The 21,381-nt window shown below is 68.3% G+C and carries 20 protein-coding genes; 16 read left to right on the top strand and 4 right to left on the bottom strand.

The window, feature by feature from the left end; translation table 11 throughout:
- Nucleotides 1–24 precede the first annotated feature (24 nt).
- Genes VML93_RS11365 through VML93_RS11350 form a run of 4 tightly spaced genes read left to right on the top strand, consistent with a single transcriptional unit; the run spans nt 25 to nt 5,062 of the window.
- Nucleotides 25–573: a bifunctional adenosylcobinamide kinase/adenosylcobinamide-phosphate guanylyltransferase gene (locus tag VML93_RS11365; RefSeq protein WP_325610617.1), complete on the top strand. Its 549-nt coding sequence runs from the start codon at nt 25–27 to the stop codon at nt 571–573.
- A complete protein-coding gene (gene cobT, locus VML93_RS11360; RefSeq protein ID WP_325610714.1) occupies nt 570–1,622 on the top strand; it encodes a nicotinate-nucleotide--dimethylbenzimidazole phosphoribosyltransferase in 1,053 nt (350 codons plus the stop codon). Before VML93_RS11365 ends, cobT begins: the two co-directional genes overlap by 4 nt.
- Nucleotides 1,619–2,350, top strand: a complete 732-nt coding sequence (locus tag VML93_RS11355) for an adenosylcobinamide-GDP ribazoletransferase (RefSeq protein ID WP_325610615.1) — start codon at nt 1,619–1,621, stop codon at nt 2,348–2,350. Before cobT ends, VML93_RS11355 begins: the two co-directional genes overlap by 4 nt.
- Before the next feature lie 45 nt (nt 2,351–2,395).
- The gene (locus tag VML93_RS11350) at nt 2,396–5,062 is read left to right on the top strand and encodes an adenylate/guanylate cyclase domain-containing protein (protein ID WP_325610613.1); all 2,667 of its coding nucleotides are present in this window, start codon (nt 2,396–2,398) and stop codon (nt 5,060–5,062) included.
- A 20-nt stretch (nt 5,063–5,082) separates the two neighbouring features.
- Here the strand turns inward: VML93_RS11350 and VML93_RS11345 are convergent, their stop codons facing one another.
- A complete protein-coding gene (locus VML93_RS11345) occupies nt 5,083–6,189 on the bottom strand; it encodes a branched-chain amino acid aminotransferase (RefSeq protein WP_325610611.1) in 1,107 nt (368 codons plus the stop codon).
- A gap of 54 nt (nt 6,190–6,243) precedes the next feature.
- A complete protein-coding gene (gene gcvT / locus VML93_RS11340) occupies nt 6,244–7,350 on the bottom strand; it encodes a glycine cleavage system aminomethyltransferase GcvT (RefSeq protein ID WP_325610609.1) in 1,107 nt (368 codons plus the stop codon).
- Between the two features lie 149 nt (nt 7,351–7,499).
- Here gcvT and VML93_RS11335 point away from each other — a divergent pair, with 149 nt between their 5' ends.
- The 4 genes from VML93_RS11335 (at nt 7,500) to VML93_RS11320 (ending at nt 11,412) form a co-directional block, all read left to right on the top strand.
- A complete protein-coding gene (locus VML93_RS11335) occupies nt 7,500–8,624 on the top strand; it encodes an adenylate/guanylate cyclase domain-containing protein (protein ID WP_325610607.1) in 1,125 nt (374 codons plus the stop codon).
- An 11-nt stretch (nt 8,625–8,635) separates the two neighbouring features.
- A complete protein-coding gene (locus tag VML93_RS11330) occupies nt 8,636–10,183 on the top strand; it encodes a leucyl aminopeptidase (protein WP_325610562.1) in 1,548 nt (515 codons plus the stop codon).
- A 522-nt stretch (nt 10,184–10,705) separates the two neighbouring features.
- Entirely contained in the window at nt 10,706–10,987 is a 282-nt protein-coding gene (locus VML93_RS11325; RefSeq protein ID WP_325610560.1) for a DUF732 domain-containing protein, read from the top strand.
- 86 nt (nt 10,988–11,073) lie between these two features.
- On the top strand, nt 11,074–11,412 hold the full coding sequence (locus tag VML93_RS11320) for an aminopeptidase (RefSeq protein ID WP_325610558.1): 339 nt from the start codon (nt 11,074–11,076) through the stop codon (nt 11,410–11,412).
- 50 nt (nt 11,413–11,462) lie between these two features.
- Here VML93_RS11320 and VML93_RS11315 read toward each other — a convergent pair whose 3' ends face one another.
- Complete coding sequence (locus tag VML93_RS11315; protein WP_325610557.1) at nt 11,463–13,244, bottom strand: SDR family oxidoreductase; 1,782 nt, start codon at nt 13,242–13,244, stop codon at nt 11,463–11,465.
- Between the two features lie 175 nt (nt 13,245–13,419).
- Here VML93_RS11315 and sucB point away from each other — a divergent pair, with 175 nt between their 5' ends.
- From sucB to VML93_RS11280, 7 genes are all read left to right on the top strand, one after another.
- Nucleotides 13,420–15,180: a 2-oxoglutarate dehydrogenase, E2 component, dihydrolipoamide succinyltransferase gene (gene sucB, locus VML93_RS11310; RefSeq protein ID WP_325610555.1), complete on the top strand. Its 1,761-nt coding sequence runs from the start codon at nt 13,420–13,422 to the stop codon at nt 15,178–15,180.
- Nucleotides 15,181–15,195: 15 nt separating this feature from the next.
- Complete coding sequence (locus tag VML93_RS11305; RefSeq protein ID WP_325610553.1) at nt 15,196–16,107, top strand: TIGR01777 family oxidoreductase; 912 nt, start codon at nt 15,196–15,198, stop codon at nt 16,105–16,107.
- Between the two features lie 365 nt (nt 16,108–16,472).
- Complete coding sequence (locus VML93_RS11300; protein ID WP_325610551.1) at nt 16,473–16,667, top strand: hypothetical protein; 195 nt, start codon at nt 16,473–16,475, stop codon at nt 16,665–16,667.
- A 30-nt stretch (nt 16,668–16,697) separates the two neighbouring features.
- On the top strand, nt 16,698–17,609 hold the full coding sequence (locus tag VML93_RS11295; RefSeq protein ID WP_325610550.1) for an NAD(P)H-binding protein: 912 nt from the start codon (nt 16,698–16,700) through the stop codon (nt 17,607–17,609).
- Nucleotides 17,610–17,629: 20 nt separating this feature from the next.
- Entirely contained in the window at nt 17,630–18,319 is a 690-nt protein-coding gene (gene lipB, locus VML93_RS11290) for a lipoyl(octanoyl) transferase LipB (protein WP_325610548.1), read from the top strand.
- The gene (gene lipA, locus VML93_RS11285) at nt 18,316–19,254 is read left to right on the top strand and encodes a lipoyl synthase (protein WP_325610546.1); all 939 of its coding nucleotides are present in this window, start codon (nt 18,316–18,318) and stop codon (nt 19,252–19,254) included. Before lipB ends, lipA begins: the two co-directional genes overlap by 4 nt.
- A gap of 21 nt (nt 19,255–19,275) precedes the next feature.
- Nucleotides 19,276–20,031, top strand: a complete 756-nt coding sequence (locus VML93_RS11280) for a DUF4191 domain-containing protein (RefSeq protein WP_325610544.1) — start codon at nt 19,276–19,278, stop codon at nt 20,029–20,031.
- A gap of 18 nt (nt 20,032–20,049) precedes the next feature.
- Here VML93_RS11280 and VML93_RS11275 read toward each other — a convergent pair whose 3' ends face one another.
- Complete coding sequence (locus VML93_RS11275) at nt 20,050–20,472, bottom strand: RDD family protein (RefSeq protein WP_325610542.1); 423 nt, start codon at nt 20,470–20,472, stop codon at nt 20,050–20,052.
- A gap of 196 nt (nt 20,473–20,668) precedes the next feature.
- Between VML93_RS11275 and VML93_RS11270 the strand changes: the two genes are divergently transcribed.
- The coding region (locus VML93_RS11270; RefSeq protein WP_325610541.1) for a glutamine synthetase beta-grasp domain-containing protein at nt 20,669–21,381 on the top strand (713 nt) is incomplete at its 3' end.

The raw sequence follows: 21,381 nt of genomic DNA, 5'->3' as shown, positions 1-21,381 counted from the left end.
CCGGCCGAAAGCCGCCTGACCCCGGTGCGCACCCTGGTGCTCGGCGGGATCAGGTCGGGCAAGTCCCGCTGGGCGGAGGAAGCCATCGCCGAGTCGTTGGCACCCGATCAGCCCGTGTGTTACCTGGCCTGCGGGCCGGACGGCCAGGCCGACCCGGCCTGGGCTCAACGAGTCGCCGCGCACCGCGACCGCCGCCCCGCCCACTGGTCGACCGTTGAAACCGACGACATCGCAACACAATTGCGGCGCTCGCCGGGAACTCCGACGCTGGTCGACGACCTCGGCACCTGGCTGACCCGGGTGCTGGACCGCCACCACGCCTGGGAAGAAAGTTGCGGCCCGGTTGGGGTGCAGCAGACGGTCGACGACATGGTTGCCGCGGTCGGCACGTTCGGGTCACCGCTGGTGGTGGTCAGCCCGGAGGTCGGGCTGACCGTGGTGCCGGCCACCGCGTCCGGGCGGCGGTTCGCCGACGAGCTGGGTAGCCTCAACCAGCGGATGGCGGCGTTGTGCGATCGGGTGGTGTTGGTGGTGGCCGGGCAAGCCGTGCCGATCAAGCCGTCGGGAGCCTGATGGAATTCGCGACAGTATCCCCGCCCGATTGGGACGCCGCCGCGGCCGCCCGAACCCGCCAGGACACCCTGACCAAGCCGAAGGGCGCGCTGGGCCGCCTCGAGGAACTGGCGATCTGGGTCGCGTCGTGCCAGGGCCAGTGCCCGCCGCGGGATTTCCAGCGCGCCCGGGTGGTGGTGTTCGCCGGCGACCACGGCGTCGCCCGGTCCGGGGTGTCGGCGTACCCGCCGGAAGTGACCGCCCAGATGGTCGCCAACATCGACGGCGGCGGGGCGGCGATCAATGCACTGGCCGGTATCGCCGGCGCGACGGTGCGGGTGGCGGACCTGGCCGTGGACGCCGATGCGTTGTCGGAGCAGATCGGCGCGCACAAGGTCCGGCGCGGCAGCGGCGACATCGCCGTCGAGGACGCGCTGACCGAGGACGAGGCCGTCCGCGCGATCGAGGCCGGCCAGCGGATCGCCGACGAGGAGGTCGACGCCGGGGCCGACCTGCTGATCGCCGGCGACATGGGCATCGGAAACACCACCCCCGCCGCAGTGCTGGTGGCGGCGCTGACGAACTCCGAGCCGGTCGCCGTGGTCGGCTTCGGGACCGGGATCGACGACGCCAGCTGGGCGCGCAAGACCGCGGCGGTGCGCGATTCGCTGTTTCGGGCGCAGCGGTTGCTGCGCGACCCGGTCGGGTTGCTGCGCTGTTGCGGCGGCGCGGACCTGGCCGCGATGGCAGGTTTCTGCGCGCAGGCCGCCGTGCGGCGTACCCCACTGCTGCTGGACGGTATGGCGGTGACGGCCGCCGCGCTGGTCGCCGAGCGGCTGGCGCCGGGTGCACGGCTGTGGTGGCAGGCCGGTCACCGGTCGACCGAGCCGGGTCACAGCCTGGCCCTGACGTCCATCCTGTTGGACCCGATCCTGGACCTGCGGATGCGGCTGGGCGAAGGCACCGGCGCCGCGGTGGCGCTGCCGGTGCTGCGCGCCGCGGTGGCCGCGCTGTCGGGCATGGCCACCTTGGAAGAAGCGGGCATCTCTACAGGCCCCACCACGTCGTGATCCGTTCGCTGGCAGCGGCTTTCGCTTTCGCAACGGTCGTACCGGTTCCCCGTTCCGCGAGGATGACGATGGGCCGCGGGGCGATGACCGCGCTGCCGGTGGTCGGCGCCGCCTTGGGCGGCCTGGCCGCCGGGGTCGCATGGGCCGGCTTCCACGTGTTCGGCCCGGCCAGCCCGCTGTCCGGGCTGCTGGCGGTGACCGTACTGCTCGTCGCGACCCGCGGCCTGCACATCGACGGAGTCGCCGACACCGCCGACGGGCTGGGCTGCTACGGGCCGCCGCAGCGGGCGCTTGCCGTGATGCGCGACGGGTCGACCGGACCGTTCGGGGTGGCCGCGGTCGTGCTGGTGATCGTGCTGCAGGGGTTGGCGTTCGCGCGGCTGAGCCTGGTCGGGATCGTCGTGGCGGTGTTCGCCGGGCGGGTCGCCGCGGTGCTGGCGTGCCGTCGGTCGGTGCCGGCGGCCGAGGGCAGCGCCCTGGGTGTGCGCGTCGCCGGGACGCAGCCGTTGGCGGTGGTGCTGGCGTGGCTGGCGGTGCTGCTGGGGGTTTCGGTGCTGGCGGGTCCGCGGCTGTGGCAGGGGCCGGTCGCGGTGCTGGTGGCGGTGGGCTTCGGCGCGGGCCTGGTGGCGCATTGCGTGCGCCGGTTCGGCGGCATCACCGGCGACGTGCTGGGTGCGGCGATCGAGCTCACCACGACGGTGACCGCGCTGGCGCTCGCCGTCGGCTGAGACGCAAGAGCACCCAACGAGCGTTGCCTGTGACATCCTGTGCCCATGTCCGCGGCGGCTGCGCCTTCGGGGGTGGTGACATTTCTGTTCACCGACATCGAGGGTTCGACGCGTCGGTGGGAAGCCGACGCCGATGAGATGCGGGCGGCGCTGACCGCGCATGACGAGGTGCTGCGATCGGCAATCGAGGCGCACGGCGGTTGGTTGTTCAAGCACACCGGCGACGGGGTGTGTGCCGCGTTCGCGTCGCCGGGATCGGCGGTTGATGCCGCGGTGGCCGCGCAGCGGGCACTGGAGTTGCCGGTGCGGATCGGCCTGGCAACCGGCGAAGCCGAGTTGCGTGGGTCGGACTACTTCGGTGCGGTGCTCAACCGGGCTGCGCGGGTGATGGCCGCCGGGCATGGCGGGCAGATCCTGTTGGCCGAGTCGACGGCGGGTCTGCTCAGCGGAGTTGATCTGGTGGATCTGGGGCCGCGGCGGTTGCGGGATCTGCCCACTCCCGTCGGTCTATTTCAGGTCCGCGCGGAGGGCTTGCGCACGGACTTTCCGCCGTTGCGGGCGCTGGATGCCAGTCCGGGGAATCTGCGGCCTGCGACCACCAGCTTCATCGGGCGCGAGTCCGAGGTCGCCGAGCTGCAGGCCGCTGTGAAGGCTCATCGGTTGGTGACGTTGACCGGGGTGGGCGGGGTCGGCAAGACCCGCCTGGCGCTGGAGGTCGCGGCGCGGCTGGCTGACGAATTCCCGGACGGGGTGTGGTTTTTCGACTTAGCCGCGGTCACCGATCCCGTGGCGGTGCCCGACGCGGTGGCCGCGGTACTGGGCATCATCCAACAGCCGGGGAAAAGCGTGGCCAACAGTGTGGCGTCCGCGTTGGAGGGCAGAGTGCGGCTGCTGGTGTTCGACAACTGCGAGCACGTTGTCGACAGCGTCGCGGATCTGGTCGAGGCGATCCTGGCCACCTCGGCGACCGTGACGATTCTGGCGACCAGCCGCGAAGGATTGGGGATCAGCGACGAACAGCTATGGCGTGTCCCCTCGCTCGACGTGAACTCCGGAACCGAATCCGCCGCCGTGACACTTTTCCTCGACCGTGCCCACAGTGTCGTGGCGGACTTCTCGCTGGCCCAGCCCGGCGAGGCGGACGCTGTCATGGAAATCTGCCGCCGCCTGGACGGGATCCCGTTGGCCATCGAGTTGGCGGCCTCGCGGATGGCGTCGATGACTGCCGGCGAGGTGCGGGATCGTCTGGATCAGCGGTTCCGGCTGCTGGTCGGCTCGCGGCGTGGCCTGTCACGCCACCAAACCCTGCGCCACGCGGTGGCGTGGTCCTATGACCTGCTCGACGATGCGGAGAGGCCGCTGCTGGAGCGGTGTTCGGTGTTCGCCGGGGGATTCGACCTGCACAGTGCCTGCGCCGTCATGGGTTCCGATGATGACTTCGCCACCCTGGATCTGCTCGACGCCCTAGTGCGCAAATCGCTGCTTGTCGCTGACAGGTCGTCGGGGCGGACCCGATATTCGATGCTGGAGACGATCCGCCAGTTCGCCGAGGAACAACTCGTCGCCCGCGGCGAAGCCTCCGAGATTCGGGCCACCCACTCGCGGTACTTCGCCGGACGCGAAGCCGACATCCTGGCCCTGTGGGACAGCCCCCGCCAGCGTGAGGCCTACGACTGGTTCACTCTCGAGCTGGCCAATCTGCGCACCGCATTCCGGTGGGCCGCCGACCACCGCGACCTCGACGCCGCCACCGCCATCGCCACTTACGCGATGCTCCTCGGCGAGATGATCGGCAATTATGAGCCGATAGCCTGGGCCGAGGAGCTCATCGAGCCCGCCCGCGCTGTCGACCATCCCCGGCTCGCGACTCTGTACGTGCTGGCGGCGGTGGGGTGCTGGATGCCCGGACGGATCGAGGAGGCGGTCGGCTATGCCGACGCCGGCCAGACGGTGATCGGCAGTGGCGGCGGGGTGCCGTTCGGCCTCGAGGGAGTGCTCGGCGTTGCGTACGCGGCCATCGGCCAGCCCGAACGGTGGGTCGAGTGGTGCCGCGCCCAGCTCGCACGCGGCCGCGACACCCATACACTCACCAGGACAATGCTGGTCGTCGCGCTGACGATGGCCGGGGCCGGTGAGGAGGCGAGGGCCGCCGCGAACGGGCTTATCGACGCCGCCGAAGCCGCCCACAACCCCTTTGCGTTCGCGTACGCGCTTTACGCCTACGGCTTCGCCTTTAGCGATTCTGATCCCGTCCACGCGCTGGAAGCCCTGCGCCGGGGCCTGGTGATCGCCCAAGACAGCGGCAACCGCTTCGCCGAATCAGCGCTGGCGACCGGTCTGTCTCGGCTTGAGCCCCAACACGGCGACCCGCTGGCGGCGCTCGATGACATCACTTTGGCCATCCGCCACTGCTACGACTCAGGCAACGTCGCCCTTATCCGTTCCCCCCTGGCAACTCTCGCGGTATTCCTCGACCGCCTCGGACGCCTCGAACCGGCAGTCACCATCGCGGGTTTCGCATTCGGTCCCCTCACCGCGGCGGTTTTCCCCGAAATCACAACCGCGATCACCCACCTCCGCGAAGTGCTCGACGACCAGACCTACGAATCGCTCGCACGCACGGGCGAGACGATGACCACCGCGGAGATGGTGGCTTATGCATACGACCAAATCGACCAGGCCCGAGCAGAACTGGGGGCCGCGTCGAAATAGCTTCCCCCCTTTCGCCGCGTCTAACCCAGGCGCGTCATCCAGCCGTGGGTATCGGAGAAGGAACCCCGCTGAATGCGGGTCAGCGTGTCGCGCAGCGCCATCGTCACCTCGCCGGGCTGGCCGTCGGCGACGCTGAACTCGCTGTCGCCGCACTTCACCTTCCCGATCGGGGTGATGACCGCCGCGGTGCCGCAGGCGAAGACCTCGGTGATCTCGCCGGAGGCGGCCTTCTTCTCCCACTCGTCGATGTCGATCTTGCGTTCCTCGACCGTGAAACCGGCGTCAATGGCCAACTGCAGCAACGAATCCCGCGTAATACCAGGCAGCAGCGAGCCGGACAGCTCAGGAGTGACCAGCCGCGCCGACCCGCCGCTGCCGAACACGAAGAAGATGTTCATCCCGCCCATCTCTTCGACGAAACGGCGCTCGACGGCGTCCAACCACACCACCTGGTCGCATCCGTGCGCGGCCGCCTCGGCCTGAGCCACCAGCGACGCCGCGTAGTTGCCGCCGAACTTGGCCGCGCCGGTGCCGCCCGGGCTGGCCCGCACGTACTCCGTCGACACCCAGACGGTGACGGGGTTGATACCGCCCTTGAAATACGCGCCGGCCGGCGAGCCGATCACCAGGTACCGGTACTGCGTGGCCGGCCGCACTCCCAGGCCCGGCTCGGTGGCGAAGATGAACGGCCGCAGATACAGCGCCTCCTCGCCGCCGGCCGGCGGCACCCAGGCGTTGTCGACGGCGATGAGCTGACGCAGCGATTCGACGAACACCTCGTCGGGCAGTTCGGGAATCGCCAGCCGCCTGGCCGACGAGCGCAGCCGGGCGGCGTTGGCGTCGGGGCGAAACGACACGATCGACCCGTCGGCCCAGCGATAGGCCTTCAGGCCCTCGAACACTTCCTGCGCGTAGTGCAGCACGATCGCCGACGGATCCAGCTGGATCGGGCCGTAGCCGATGACCTCCGCGTTGTGCCAACCTTTTCCGTCCACGTAGTCGATCGACACCATGTGGTCGGTGTGGTATTTGCCGAAGCCAGGGTCAGCCAGGATCGCTACACGTTCGGCGTCGGTCGCCGGATTTGCCGCGCGCGAAACCGTGAACTCTAGGGAGCCGCTGGTCATGGCGCCGATTCTAGCTCTGCGTGCCAAAGGGTTTTTGCCATGCGAACCACTGGCCTAGCGCGTCTTGAGTTCGACGAACGGCGGACGCACCACTTCGCACTCGACGGCACGGCCGCGGACGTCGACGGTGATTTGCTGGCCGTCCTGTACGCCGGCGTCGGTGTCGATCAGCGCCAACCCGATCCCGACCTGCAAGGTCGGCGAAAACGTCCCCGACGTGGTGACCCCCACCGGTTTGTCGCCGGCCAGCACCGTCAGCTCGGGGCGCAGCACGCCACGGCCCACCATCCGCAGCCCCCGCAGCAGCCGTCGCGGGCCCGCCTCCTTCTCGGCCAGCAGCGCGTCGCGGCCGAAGAACGCGTCCTTCTTCCAGCCGATCGCCCAGCCGCAGCGGGCCTGCAGCGGTGAGATGTCCAGCGAAAGTTCGTGCCCGTGCAGCGGGTAGCCCATCTCGGTGCGCAGCGTGTCGCGGGCACCCAGGCCGGCCGGCTCGCCGCCGGCGTCGGACACCGCAGCCACCAAGGCGTCGAATACCACAGCCGCGGAATCCCACGGCGGCAGCAGCTCGTAGCCGTGCTCGCCGGTGTAGCCGGTGCGGCAGACCCGCACCGGTACCCCCGAGTACGACGCGTCGGCGTAGCCCATGTAGTCCATGTCGGTCGGCAGGCCCAGCTTGCCCAGCACGTCGGTCGAGCGCGGCCCCTGCACCGCCAGCACCGCGTACCCCCGATGCAGGTTGGTGATCGTGAGATCGGCCGGCGCGGCGGCCTTTAAAGCGTCGACCACGGCGGCGGTGTTGGCGGCGTTGGGCACCAGGAAGATCTCGTCGTCGTCGACGTAGTAGGCGATCAGGTCGTCGATCACGCCGCCGGATTCCGTGCAGCACAGTGTGTATTGCGCCTTGCCCGGCCCGATGCGGCCCAGGTCGTTGGTGAGCGCGGAGTTGACGAACTGCGCCGCCCCCGGCCCGCGGACCAGCGCCTTACCCAGGTGGCTGACGTCGAACAGGCCGACGGCATTGCGGGTGGCGTTGTGCTCGCTGACGGTGCCGGCGTAGGACACCGGCATCAGCCAGCCGCCGAACTCGGCGAAGCTCGCGCCCAACTCGCGATGACGGTCTTCCAGCGGTCCGTGCTGTAGATGATCTGGCGCATCGCTCACGGCGTCCCACCCTAGCCGGGCCACGATGCGCGCTCTGGCGCAGTGCTCGCGTCGACTCCCCGGGCGTGGGTGATACGGACGAAAGCCGCCTTGGATTCGTCCAAAAGGCCGTGGGGTACCCGGGCAGCAATGCTGGCACACTTGGGCAGGTGGTCGATGTCTCGGATTTCCAAGCGCTGGAAGCTGCCGGAATCGCGAACCCGCGCGAGCGGGCCGACCTGATCAAGTACCTAGGTGAACTTGGTTTCACGCTCGAGGAGATGGTGGACGCCGAGCGGCGCGGCCGGTTATTCGGGCTCGCGGGCGACGTCCTGTCGTGGTCGGGACGACCGATCTACACGATGGCGACCGCGGCCGAACAACTCGGCGTGGCACCGGAGGAAGTCGCGCGGGTCTGGGCGCTGCTCGGGCTCACCGCCGCCGGTCCCGACGTTCCGGTGCTGAGCCAAGCCGACGTCGACGCGCTGACGACCTGGCTCGCTCTGAAAACGGTGGTGGGTGAGGGCGGCGCGTACGGGATTCTGCGGGTCCTCGGTGCCGCGATGGCCCGGCTCGCGGAGGCGGAGTCGACGATGATCCGCGCCGGGACGCCGGACATCCAGATGACCCACACCCACGACGAACTCGCCACCGCGCAGGCGTACCGCGCGGTCGCCGAGTTCATCCCGCGGATCGGGGCGCTGATCGACATCGTGCACCGCCATCACCTGGCCAGCGCCCGCACCCACTTCGAGGGCGTCATTCGCGACACGTCGGCAAGCGTGGTGTGCGGCGTCGGTTTTGCCGATCTGTCCGGCTTCACCGCACTCACCCAGGCGCTCACCCCCGCGGAGTTGTCGGAGTTGCTCAACGAGTTCGCCGGCGCCGTGTCAGACGTGGTACTTGCCGACGGCGGCCGGGTGGTGAAGTTCATCGGCGACGAAGTGATGTGGGTGAGCGGGTCGCCCGAGCGGCTGGTGCAGGCGGCGGTCGATCTCGTCGACCACCCCCAGGCGCGTGAGGAGGGACTGCAGGTCCGCGCCGGTCTTGCCTACGGGACCGTGCTCGCCATCAACGGCGACTACTTTGGCAGCCCGGTCAACCTCGCGGCCCGATTGGTGGCGGCAGCGGCGCCGGAACAGATCCTGGCCACAGCAGAGCTGCACGACGCGCTACCGGACTGGCCGGCGGTGGCCCGAGGCCCGTTGACCCTGAAGGGTTTTGACACCCCGGTGACCGCCTTCGAACTGCATCGGGGGGACGCTGTCGATGTCACCCCCGCCTGCGGTGACTAGGGTAATTGCCCGTGACCACCGAACCGGGCTACCAATCCCCTACCGTCACCGTTGCCACCTCGCTGCCGAAACGGGCCGCGGCTTCTTCGGTTTTGCTCGTGCCGGTCGTGTCGACCGGCGAGGACGACCGGCCCGGCGCTGTCGTCGCGTCGGCTGAGCCGTTCCTGGCCGCCGAGGCGGTGGCCGAGATCGAGGCCGGCCTGCGCGCGCTGGACGCCACCGGCGCCAGTGAGCAGGTACACCGGTTGGTGGTGCCGTCGCTGCCGGTGAGCAGCGTGGTGACGGTCGGCCTGGGCAAGCCCCTAGCCGAGTGGCCGACGGACACGATCCGGCGTGCCGCCGGCGTCGCGGCGCGGTCGCTGGGTAACGCCGAGACGGTGATCACCACGCTGGGCGAACTTCCCGGCGAAGGCGTCTGCTCGGCCGTCGTGGAAGGGCTCATTCTGGGCGCCTACCGGTTCACCGACTTCCGCAGCAAGAAGACCGCCCCGAAAGACCCCGGGCTGCGCAAGATCACCGTGCTGTCCACCGCGAAGGACGCGAAGAAGGCGAGCGCGCACGGCGCGGCCGTCGCGACGGCGGTCGCCACCGCCCGCGACTTGGTCAACACTCCGCCCAGCCATCTGTTTCCTGCCGAATTCGCTAAGCGTGCAAAGGTTTTGGGTGAGGCCGCCGGTCTCGAGGTGGAGGTGCTCGACGACAAGGCGCTGCGCAAGGGCGGCTATGGGGGGGTGATCGGTGTCGGGCAGGGCTCGTCGCGGCCGCCGCGGCTGGTGCGGTTGATCCACCAGGGTTCGCGGCTGGCCAAGAACCCCAAGCGGGCCAAGAAGGTGGCGCTGGTCGGAAAGGGCGTCACCTTTGACACCGGCGGGATCTCGATCAAACCCGCGGCGTCGATGCACCACATGACCTCGGACATGGGCGGGGCCGCCGCCGTCATCGCGACCGTGGTGCTGGCCGCGCAGCTGGAGCTGCCGATCGACGTGATCGCCACCGTCCCGATGGTTGAGAACATGCCGTCGGGCACCGCGCAGCGCCCCGGCGACGTGCTGACGCAGTACGGCGGCACCACCGTCGAGGTGCTCAACACCGACGCCGAGGGCCGGCTCATCCTGGCCGACGCGATCGTCCGGGCGTGCGAGGACAGCCCCGACTACCTGATCGAGACGTCCACGTTGACCGGGGCGCAGACGGTCGCGCTCGGGGCCCGGATTCCCGGGGTGATGGGCAGCGACGAGTTCCGCGACCGGGTTGCGGCGATCTCGCAGCGGGTGGGCGAGAACGGCTGGGCGATGCCGCTGCCCGACGAGCTCAAAGACGACTTGAAGTCCACGGTGGCCGACCTGGCCAACATCAGCGGGCAGCGGTTCGCCGGGATGCTGGTGGCCGGGGTGTTCCTGCGCGAATTCGTCGCCGACGGGGTTTCGTGGGCGCACATCGACGTGGCCGGCCCGGCATACAACACCAGCGGCGCGTGGGGCTACACCCCCAAGGGCGCTACGGGCGTGCCGGCCCGCACCATGTTCGCGGTGCTGGACGACATCGTGAACAACGGCTGAGGACCTACAGCAAACGTGAGAGATCGGACTTCCAGGCTGTTTTGAGCCGTGGCGGCGCGCATTTGACGCGGCGCAAATAGAGCAAACGCTAGCGTGTTTGCTCACAGCGGGGTTACGCTGTATTCCTATCGGGCTCACACAATGATTGCCGTGCTATCGCAGGGGGTGGTGGCGAATGTTGCGTTGTCCTCATCGCCAATCAAGATATTGGGCGTTGCAGCAGCGTAATTAGCGAACACAGGCGCACCAGTCGGCGCCACTGATCCAATCGCGGCGCCCCCACCAATGGGTTGCTGAAAGCCAGTGCGGCACAACTGTCGGCAGTTGTCGCGGCGATGTTCTCTGGTCGTGCTCAGCAATACTGAACCATCGGGTGCCCAGGCCGGCAAATGCTGACGGCGGCGCCGCTGAGGCTGGCCGCCGGGCCGAACCGGCGGCGCAGAGACCTGCTCTCTTGGGGCCGCGCCAGTTAACGCTGCGCCGCGTCTCCCCTGCAACACACCAACAAATCAGGAGAATCCAATGAAACGCATGCTCGCCACACTTTTGGCCCTTCCTTCGGCCGCACTGGTTCTGGCGCCGACGGCCAACGCCAACGGCAACAGCTACCTTGCCGAGCTGAGCCAGCACGGCATCATCATCAACAACCCGGCCGGATTGATCGCCGACGGCTACTCAGCCTGCGGCGCCTGGCGCAGCGGCGGCTTTAACGCTGCCACGGCCGCCGTGCGCGCCCACAATCCGCGCCTGACGGACTACGACGTCGGCTACGTGGTCGGCGCGGCGATCAAGAACCTCTGCTGATCCCAGCCACCCGCGCAGTCGGGTGTTTCGGCACGGCCGAGGCCGGGAAACCGTCGTACCAGGTGTTATTCGACGGGAGGCCAATTATGAGTGCGCGACGGCTGATCATCGCGGTGGGCGCAGTGCTTCTGCTTGCCGGTGTGATCGGGCTCCTGCTGCCAGTGTCAGTTCCCGACGGCAACGGCGGTTCGGTGGCATGTGGAAACGGGATCGCCGCCGATCTGTCCGCGGCCAAGAGCGCCAACGACAGGAACGGGGCGAACATCCCGATCCTCAACCAGGTCCTCCCGCACACCGACTTTCTCGCGCTGTGCGAGTCGTCCCTGTCCAGCCGGCGCAGCTGGTCGATTCCGTTGGCGCTGGTCGGGATGGTCGGCATCGGCGGCGCGCTCTTGGTGGACCGGCGGACAGAGGCTCACGTCTAGCGAGAGGCGTGCGCGACGTCGTGGGTGTAGTGACGGCGTTGGCGGTGAACTCAGATCACCCGCATGCGCGCGGTGCTGCGCAGCGACTGCGGCAGCACCCGCGAAAGCCCGTACAGCGCATAGGCTTCCGGCGCGACCGGACGAATCGGCTTGCGCTTCTTGACCGACGACAGAATCGCATCCGCAACCTTGTCCGGCCCGTATCGGCGCAGCCCGAACATCTTGTTCAGCTGCCCCCGCCTGTCGTCGACCTTCCCGTCCCGACCGACCGGCGCGTCGAACCGGGTATTGCTGATGACGTTGGTGTCGATGACACCCGGGCAGATCGTGGTCAGCCCTACCCCGGCGGAGTCCAGCTCGGCCCGCAGGCAGTCGGAGAACATATAGGTCGCCGCCTTGGAGGTGCAGTATGCGTTGAGCGACTGCAGCGGCGCATAGGCAGCCATCGACGAGACGTTGACGATGTAGCCGCCGGTCCCCCGATCGACCAACCGCCGGGCAAATGACCGGCAGCCGTTGACCACGCCGCCGAGATTGACCTCGAGGACCCGGTCGAACTGCTCGGCCGGGGTGTCCAGGAATCGTCCTGCCTGCCCGATGCCGGCGTTGTTGACGATGATGTCGGGCAGACCGTGTTCGGCGGTGACCCGCTCGGCGAAGGCCTCGACCGCCTCGGCGTCGGAGACGTCGAGGGCATAGGGGTACCCGACACCGCCACGCGCGGCGATCTGGGCCGCGGTGTCCTTGGCGGCGGCCTCGTCGATGTCGCTGACCACCACCTCGGCGCCCTCGCGCGCGAAAGCGAACGCGGTCTCGCGGCCGATCCCACTGCCGGCGCCGGTGATCGAGACCAGGGTGTCGCCGAAGTACTCGCGCGGACGTCCCACCTGCGCGCGCAGCATCGCCCTGCTCGGCTGCCTGCCCTCGGTCAGGTCGGCGAAGTCGTGCACCGCCGCCGCCATCACCTGCGGGTGCGACATCGGCGAGAAGTGCCCGGCCCTGATGTCGCGCCGCCACAGCCGCGGCACCCATTGCGCCGTCTCGTCGTACAAATAGGGGCGCACGTATTTGTCCTGGGTGTTGACGAGCAGCTGCACCGGCACGTCGACAATCCCTGCGGAATGGCCGCGCCATAGCATCGACCACGCCTGAAAGTAATTGGCCGGATACGTCTTTACCGAGTGGGCGGCGTCGCTGGCCAGGTTCTCGGAGTGATGGATCTTCTCGACGGGGATGTTGTCCACCAGGTTGCGCCGCACCGACGCGCGAGACAGCATCAACCGCACAATCAGCGGCGCCAGCACCGGTATCGAGAAGAACGCCATGTAGCCGAACCGCAGCAGCTGGGCGATCGATCGAACGAACCTGCGCGGACGCCACGGCTGCCGCAGCCCGGTGAGGACATAGTCGACCACGTGGTCCCGACTCGGGCCGGACACCGAGGTGAACGACGCGACCCGGTCGCCGGCGCCGGGCCGGTTCAGGTATTCCCAGACGGAGACCGAGCCCCAGTCATGGGCCAGCACGTGCACGGGCTGGCCGGGGCTCAGCTCGCTGGTCACGGCCATGAAGTCGTCGGCCCACCGCTCCATGCCGTACGCCGAGACGGGCTTGGGCGCCGAGGACAGGCCGACGCCGCGGTTGTCGTAGCGGATGATCCGGAACCGCTCGGCGAGCAGCGGAACAACCCCGTCCCACAGCACGTGTGAGTCCGGAAAGCCGTGCACCAGGACGACCGTCGGGCCCTCGGGGTTGCCCTCCTCGTAGACCGCGATGCGAACGCCGTCCCCGCTGTCGACGAACTGCTGTGGTGCCTTTTGTGACTCCGGCATCGGACCTCCTCGTAGTCGCCACACCGTAGCAAGCGCGCGGTTCCCTAAATGTCTGCCCACGAAGGCGCATGACAGGATAGTTTCGACATCTAGCTGGGTTCCCCACCGATTCACGACGGTGTGGTAAGCCAGATGTCGACCTGCGCCGACCCGAGTCATCGAGGAGTCAAAAAAGATGGCGTTCTCCGTCCAGATGCCGGCACTTGGTGAGAGCGTCACCGAGGGAACGGTCACCCGCTGGCTCAAGCAAGAAGGCGACACTGTAGAACTCGACGAGCCACTTGTCGAGGTGTCCACGGACAAAGTCGACACCGAAATCCCCTCGCCCGCCGCGGGTGTGCTGACCAAGATCATCGCCCAGGAGGACGACACCGTAGAGGTGGGTGGAGAGCTGGCCATCATCGGCGACGGAACCGAAGGCGGCTCCTCGGGCGGTGGCGCGCCGGCGAAACCGGAACCCGAGCCCCAGCCCGAACCGGAGCCCGAACCCGAACCGCAGGCGCAGGCCGAACCCGAACCCGAGCCCGAACCCGCAGCGCCGGCCCCACAGGCGTCCAGCGGCGGCAGTGCGACGCCGGTGCTGATGCCCGAACTCGGCGAGTCGGTGACCGAGGGCACCGTGACTCGCTGGCTGAAGAAGGTCGGCGACTCCGTTCAGGTCGATGACCCGCTGGTGGAAGTCTCCACCGACAAGGTGGACACCGAGATCCCGTCACCGGTGGCCGGCGTTCTGATCAGCATCACCGCCGAGGAAGACGACGTCGTCCAGGTGGGCGGTGAGCTGGCCCGGATCGGCGCCGCTTCCGAGGCCGGTGCCGCGCCCGCCCCGGCTCCGACTCCCAAGCCGGAACCCAAACCGGAGCCGAAGCCAGAACCCAAGCCAGAGCCGAAGCCAGAGCCCAAGCCCGAAGCGGCCGAGCCGGCCCCGGAGCCCAAGCCGGAACCGAAGCCGGAACCGAAAGCCGAGCCGGCCGCGGCAGCCGACGGCGAGGGCGCGCCCTACGTGACCCCGCTGGTGCGAAAGCTCGCCGCCGAGAACAAGATCGACCTCGCCGAGGTGACCGGCACCGGTGTGGGCGGCCGCATCCGCAAGCAGGATGTGCTGGCTAAGGCCGAGGAAAAGCAAGCCGAGCAGAAGTCCGCGCCCGCTGCCCCAGCCCCCGCCGCCGCCCCGCCCGCGAAGGCGCCCACTCCGGCACCCGCGCTGGCCCACCTGCGCGGCACCACGCAGAAGGCCACCCGGATCCGTCAGATCACCGCGAAGAAGACCCGCGAATCCCTGCAGGCCACCGCGCAGCTCACCCAGACCCACGAGGTCGACATGACCAAGATCGTGGCGCTGCGGGCCAAGGCCAAGGCCTCGTTCGCCGAGCGCGAGGGCGTGAACCTGACCTACCTGCCGTTCATCGCCCGTGCCGCGATCGATGCGCTGAAGATCCATCCCAACGTCAACGCGAGCTACAACGAGGACACCAAGGAGATCACCTACTACGACGCCGAGCACCTGGGCTTCGCCGTCGACACCGAACAGGGCCTGCTCTCCCCCGTCATTCACAACGCCGGCGATTTGTCGCTGGGCGGGCTGGCCCGGGCGATTGCCGATCTGGCCGCACGCACCCGGTCGGGCAACTTGAAACCCGACGAGTTGTCCGGCGGCACGTTCACGATCACCAACATCGGCAGCCAGGGCGCACTGTTCGACACCCCGATCCTGGTGCCGCCGCAGGCCGCCATGCTGGGCACCGGGGCCATCGTCAAGCGCCCGCGGGTGGTCGTCGACGCCTTCGGTAACGAGTCGGTGGGAATCCGGTCGATCTGCTATCTGCCGCTCACCTACGACCACCGGCTGATCGACGGCGCCGATGCCGGACGTTTCCTCACCACCATCAAGAACCGGCTCGAAGAGGGAGCGTTCGAGGCCGATTTAGGGCTTTGAGAAGGACACCCGACCGTGGCCAAAGCCGTTATCGCGATAGCGGGTTCGTCCGGCCTGATCGGTTCGGCTTTGGCTGCGGCGCTGCGCGCCAACGACCACTCGGTGCTGCGCATCGTGCGCCGGACACCGGCGAATTCCGAAGAGCTGCACTGGAATCCGGAAAGCGGCGAGTTCGACATCGACGCGCTGACCGAGGTCGACGCGGTCGTCAACCTGTGCGGCGTCAACATCGGCCAGCACCGCTGGTCGGGTGCCTTCAAGCAGAGTCTGCGGGACAGCCGCATCGCGCCCACCGAAGTGCTGTCCGCCGCGGTCGCCGACGCCGGCGTCGAAACTCTGGTCAACGCCAGCGCGGTGGGCTACTACGGAAACACCAAGGACCGGGTGGTCGACGAAAACGACCGGGCGGGAAAGGGTTTCCTGGCGCAGCTGTGCGAGGACTGGGAGGCCGCCACGCTGCCGGCCCAGTACGGCGGTACCCGCGTGGTGCTGGCCCGCACCGGCGTGGTGGTGGCCCCCTCGGGCGGTGCGCTGCGCAAGATGCGGCCGCTGTTCTCCTTCGGCCTCGGAGCGCGGCTGGGCAGCGGACGGCAGTACATGTCGTGGATCAGCCTCGAAGACGAGGTGCGCGCACTGCTGTTCGCCATTTCGCACCCGTCGTTGTCCGGCCCGGTAAACATGACCGGGCCGGCACCGGTCACCAACGCCGAGTTCACCACCGCGTTCGGCCGTGCCGTCAACCGCCCGACTCCGCTGACGCTGCCCGGTTTCGCGGTGCGCGCCGCGCTCGGCGAGTTCGCCGACGAAGGACTGCTGATCGGTCAGCGCGCCATCCCGTCCGCGCTCGAGCGCGACGGTTTTCAGTTCCACCACAACACCATCGGCGAGGCCCTCGCCTACGCCACCGCACGCCGCGACATCGATTAGGCGTCGAGACCGAATCCAGGGCTATCCGCAGCCGACTTCGCACGCTCTCACCGCAGTCTCGACGTTCTCACCGCAGTCTCGCTCGCCTACGGCACTGTGCGGCGCGACCTGGATTAGTCTTCTTTGCTATGGGGTGGCGAGCTCGACGTGTCAGTGGCTGGTTCTGGACGGTGGTCGGCGTCGTGGTTTTCTTTGGCATGGCTCTCTACTGTTTGCCACACGGGGTGCAAGCGGTGTGGGCACAACACTACGGAGTTCCCGCACAAGTCCAGATCGAGAAGTGCAAGAGCCATACGGGAGGCAGGGCAAGACGTCCGTACACCTGCACCGCGGTGTGGCGACCGGCCGATGGAACCGAACGAAAGGTGACCGTCAAAGCCGGGCCGCCCGCGCCCAGAAAGTCCAGCACCCTCGACGTCCGCGTCGACGGCGACAAGGCATACACGAACTCGTTCTGGGAGGGCTGGGGAAACATTCTTATCGGAGTCGGTGCGCTGGCGCTCGGGGTTTTCACACTGCTGCCGTCGCGCCGATCCCTGTCTCCGCCGTCTGGCGCGTAACCTCCCCACTGTGACGCGATCGACCAAAACATGAGCGGGCCCGTGTATTTGATCACCGGAGCGGCCGGCGGCACCGGCGGCGTCAGCCGGCTGGTGGTCGAGCAGTTGCGGTCACGCGGCGAACGGGTGCGCGCATTGGTTCACCGCGACGACGACCGGGCCGGCGCGCTGCGCGACCTGGGCGCCGAAGTAGTGGTCGGCGATCTGACCGACCCCCAGAACGTCGTCGACGCGATGACCGGTGCCGATCGCATGTTCTTTTCCATGAGCGTCTCACCCGACTACCTGAAGGCCACGGCGGTGGTGTGCGCGGCGGCGCTGGATTCGGGTCACCTCGACGTGATCGTGAACATGTCGCAGATGACGGTTTCGCAGATGACGCTGACGAGCACCGAGGAGTCTCACCAGCACCGCTTGCACTGGCTGGCCGAGCGCGTCATGAACTGGTCAGGGGTGCCCGTCGTGCATGTCAGACCCACAGCGTTCCTGGACAATCCGATCTTCACCTGGCTGGCGGCGCCGTCCATCCGCGAACGCAATGTCTTGCTGTTGCCGTTCGGAACCGGCCGGACCTCACCGATCGCGGCCGGCGACGTCGCCCGCACGGTCTCGGCGATTCTGTTGAACCCGGCGGACCGCATCGGCCACGTCTATGAGTTGACCGGTCCGATAAACCTCGACGTCGACGGATTGGCCGCCGAATATGCCCGCGGACTGGGCCGGCCGATCACCGGCAGCGACATCGACCACGACACCTGGGTCGACGAGGTTCTCAAGCCGCTCGGGCTGCCCGCACACCTTCAGCAACACCTCTCCACAATGGCCAAACTGCACCGCGCGGGCCGCTACGACCGGGCCACCGACGAAGTCGAGCAGACAACGGGCCGGCCCGCCATGAGCGTCGAGCAGTATGTGGCCGCGAACCCGCAGCTGTTCTTGTAGGGCGAGGTAGCGTTGCTGACGTGACGGATTCCATCCGCGCGAGCGCGGCCGCCATCGAGGTTCGCCAGCTGGGCAGCATCGACTACCTGACCGCGTGGCAGTTGCAGCGCGACCTGGCCGACGCCCGCGTGGCCGGCGGCCCCGACACCCTGCTGCTGCTGGAACATCCGCCGGTCTATACGGCCGGGCGGCGCACCGAGCCCCACGAGCGCCCCTACGACGGCGCTCCGGTAGTCGACACCGACCGCGGCGGCAAGATCACCTGGCATGGTCCGGGGCAGTTGGTCGGCTACCCGATCATCGGGCTGGCCGAACCGCTCGACGTGGTCAATTACGTTCGGCGCCTTGAGGAATCGCTGATCAAGGTGTGCATCGACCTGGGCCTGGACGTGGGCCGGGTGGACGGCCGCTCCGGGGTCTGGGTACCCGGCCGGCCCGCCCGCAAGATCGCCGCCATCGGGGTGCGGGTATCGCGCGCGACGACGCTGCACGGGTTCGCGCTCAACTGCGACTGCGACCTGGCCGCGTTCAGCGCCATCGTGCCGTGCGGCATCAGCGACGCCGGGGTGACGTCGTTGTCGGCCGAACTCGGCCGCCGGGTGACTGTCGACGACGTCCGTGCGGCTGTTGCGGACGCGGTCAGCGACGCGTTGGACGGTGTCCTGGCGGTCAGTGAGCACAACGCCGCCCGCGTAGCATCTATCTCGTGACTGTCGCTCCGGAGGGCCGCAAACTGCTGCGCCTTGAGGTGCGCAACGCGGCCACCCCGATCGAGCGCAAGCCGCCGTGGATCAAGACCCGGGCGCGGATGGGACCGGAGTACACCGAGCTGAAGAGCCTGGTCCGCCGCGAGGGCCTGCACACGGTCTGCGAGGAGGCCGGCTGCCCCAACATCTTCGAATGCTGGGAGGACCGGGAAGCCACCTTCCTGATCGGCGGAGACCAGTGCACCCGTCGTTGCGACTTCTGCCAGATCGACACCGGCAAGCCCGCCGCCCTGGATCGCGACGAGCCCCGCCGGGTCGCCGAGAGTGTGCAGACCATGGGCTTGCGGTACGCCACCGTCACCGGCGTCGCCCGCGACGACCTGCCCGACGGCGGGGCCTGGCTGTACGCGCAGACCGTGCGTGCGATCAAGGGGCTCAACCCGTCGACCGGTGTCGAACTGTTGATCCCCGACTTCAACGGCGAGCCCGTCCGGCTTGCGGAGGTCTTCGAGTCGCGCCCGGAAGTCTTGGCGCACAACGTCGAAACCGTGCCCCGCATCTTCAGGCGGATCCGGCCCGCCTTCACCTACCGGCGCAGCCTGGGCGTGCTCACCGCGGCACGTGACTTCGGCCTGGTCACCAAGAGCAACCTGATCCTGGGTCTGGGCGAGACCCCCGACGAGGTGCGCACCGCGCTGGTCGATCTGCGTGACGCGGGCTGCGACATCGTCACGATCACCCAATATCTGCGGCCCTCGACGCGCCACCACCCGGTCGAGCGCTGGGTACCGCCGGAGGAATTCGTCGAGTTCGCCCAATACGCCGAGGGGCTCGGCTTCGCCGGCGTGCTGGCCGGGCCGCTGGTCCGGTCGTCGTACCGGGCGGGTCGGCTCTACCAGCAGGCCGCAGCCAGCCACCGCGCCTCAGCTTCGCGCTGACCACGCCTATCCTTGGTGACTATGGCTAAACCCCGAAATGCCTCCGAGAACAAGGCCGCCCGAGCCGAGGCGAAGGCCGCGGCCAAGGCCGCCGGTAAGCAGCGCCGCGCTCAGATGTGGCAGGCGTTCAACCTTCAGCGCAAAGAGGACAAACGGCTGCTGCCGTACATGATCGGCGCCTTCGTGCTGGTCGCGGGGGTACTGTCGGCGCTCGGCGTACTGCTGGGCGGCACGGTCACCATGATCATGATGATCGTGTCCGGCGTCGTGCTGGGCCTGCTGGTGGCGTTCATCGTGTTCACCCGTCGGGCTCAGCGCAACATCTACCGGCAGGCCGAAGGCCAGACCGGCGCGGCGGCGTGGGCACTGGACAACCTGCGCGGCAAGTGGCGGGTGACCCCGGGTGTCGCGGCGACCGGCCACTTCGACGCGGTGCACCGGGTGCTGGGCCGGCCCGGCGTCATCCTGGTCGGCGAGGGATCGGCGGCCCGGGTCAAACCGCTGCTGGCCCAAGAGAAGAAGCGCACCGCGCGACTGGTCGGGGACGTGCCGATCTACGACATCATCGTCGGCAATGGCGACGGTGAGGTTCCGCTGGCCAAGCTGGAGCGCCACCTCACCCGCCTTCCGGTCAACATCAACACCAAGCAGATCGACTCGTTGGAGTCGCGGTTGGCGGCGCTGGGATCGCGGGCGGGTACGGCCGCCATGCCCAAGGGGCCGTTGCCCAACGCCGGCAAGATGCGCGGCGTGCAGCGCACCGTGCGCCGCAGGTAGCCTGCGCGGCGACCCGATTCAGCGCCGCACTACCGCGGTGCCCGTCAGCTTGTCCTGCAGCCCGCGCCCGTCGGCGTCGGTGAACAGCGGTGGGATCACCAAACCGATCAGCAGGCCCCGCGCGGCCAGCCGCCCGATCCCCACCGGCACCCGCCCGTCCACCGAGGCCACTTGCAGACCCAGCGCAAGCTGGCCCGGGGTGAACCCGAACAGGCGCACCGCCACCACGCCCAGGGCCATCCAGACGACCAGGATCATCGTCGACAACCACGACTCGGGGAACGCGCCGAAACCCATCGCCAGCAACGCCAGGCCATAGGCGATCAGCCAGTCGATGATCAGCGCCAGCAGGCGGCGCCCTGTCCTGGCGAGCGATCCCGGTCCGCTGAGCGGCAACCCGAGCGTTTCACCGGGGTAACCCGGCTGCGATCCTGCCGTCATCTATGTGGTCCCAGAACCCAGCTCAACGGGCACCAGATACGATCTTGCGGGCCATGGCCTCACAATAAGGCCCGGGGTTACCCGGGTCGGGTTGCGGGCGGCATGGTCACGTAACGTCTGCGCAACACGGGGTTGACTGGCGAGCAACAACAACTCCATAGCGTCTGCCGCGAATCACCAAGCAAAGGAGCCTTCTGTGACGGAAATGACGCCCGACGACGTCTTCAAACTCGCTAAAGACGAAGACGTTGAGTTTGTCGACGTCCGGTTCTGTGACCTGCCGGGAATCATGCAGCACTTCACGATTCCGATTTCCTTCTTCGACCAATCCGTGTTCGAAGACGGGTTGGCGTTCGACGGCTCGTCGATTCGCGGGTTCCAGTCGATCCATGAATCCGACATGCTGCTCCTTCCCGACCCGGAAACCGCGCGGATCGACCTGTTCACTGAAGCCAAGACGCTGAACCTCAACTTCTTCGTGCACGACCCGTTCACCCTCGAGCCCTACTCGCGCGACCCGCGCAACATCGCACGCAAGGCCGAGAACTACTTGAAGAGCACCGGTGTCGCCGACACCGCGTATTTTGGCGCCGAGGCCGAGTTTTACATCTTCGACTCGGTGAGTTTCGACTCGCGCACCAACGGCTCGTTCTACGAGGTGGACGCGATCTCCGGCTGGTGGAACACCGGCGAGCCGACCGAGAGCGACGGCAGCCCCAACCGCGGCTACAAGGTCCGCCCCAAGGGCGGCTATTTCCCCGTTGCCCCCGTCGACCATTACGTCGACCTGCGCAGCAGGATGCTGCACAATCTGATCCAGAACGGCTTCAGCCTGGAGAAGGGCCACCACGAGGTGGGCACCGGCGGCCAGGCCGAGATCAACTACAAGTTCAACACGCTGCTGCACGC

This window comes from Mycobacterium sp. (genome assembly GCF_035499775.1).
GTDB lineage: Bacteria > Actinomycetota > Actinomycetes > Mycobacteriales > Mycobacteriaceae > Mycobacterium.
Note: the sequence above shows the minus strand (reverse complement) of the source record. Positions and strands in the feature narration are given on the sequence as shown.

What these genes read in the sequence shown, in the direction of transcription:
- VML93_RS11350 (WP_325610613.1), top strand. Translation starts at nt 2,396, where the DNA reads ATGTCCGCGGCGGCTGCGCCTTCGGGGGTGGTGACATTTCTGTTCACC.
- VML93_RS11345 (WP_325610611.1), bottom strand. Translation starts at nt 6,189, where the DNA reads ATGACCAGCGGCTCCCTAGAGTTCACGGTTTCGCGCGCGGCAAATCCG.
- VML93_RS11325 (WP_325610560.1), top strand. Translation starts at nt 10,706, where the DNA reads ATGAAACGCATGCTCGCCACACTTTTGGCCCTTCCTTCGGCCGCACTG.
- VML93_RS11320 (WP_325610558.1), top strand. Translation starts at nt 11,074, where the DNA reads ATGAGTGCGCGACGGCTGATCATCGCGGTGGGCGCAGTGCTTCTGCTT.
- VML93_RS11315 (WP_325610557.1), bottom strand. Translation starts at nt 13,244, where the DNA reads ATGCCGGAGTCACAAAAGGCACCACAGCAGTTCGTCGACAGCGGGGAC.
- sucB (WP_325610555.1), top strand. Translation starts at nt 13,420, where the DNA reads ATGGCGTTCTCCGTCCAGATGCCGGCACTTGGTGAGAGCGTCACCGAG.
- VML93_RS11295 (WP_325610550.1), top strand. Translation starts at nt 16,698, where the DNA reads ATGAGCGGGCCCGTGTATTTGATCACCGGAGCGGCCGGCGGCACCGGC.
- VML93_RS11280 (WP_325610544.1), top strand. Translation starts at nt 19,276, where the DNA reads ATGGCTAAACCCCGAAATGCCTCCGAGAACAAGGCCGCCCGAGCCGAG.
- VML93_RS11275 (WP_325610542.1), bottom strand. Translation starts at nt 20,472, where the DNA reads ATGACGGCAGGATCGCAGCCGGGTTACCCCGGTGAAACGCTCGGGTTG.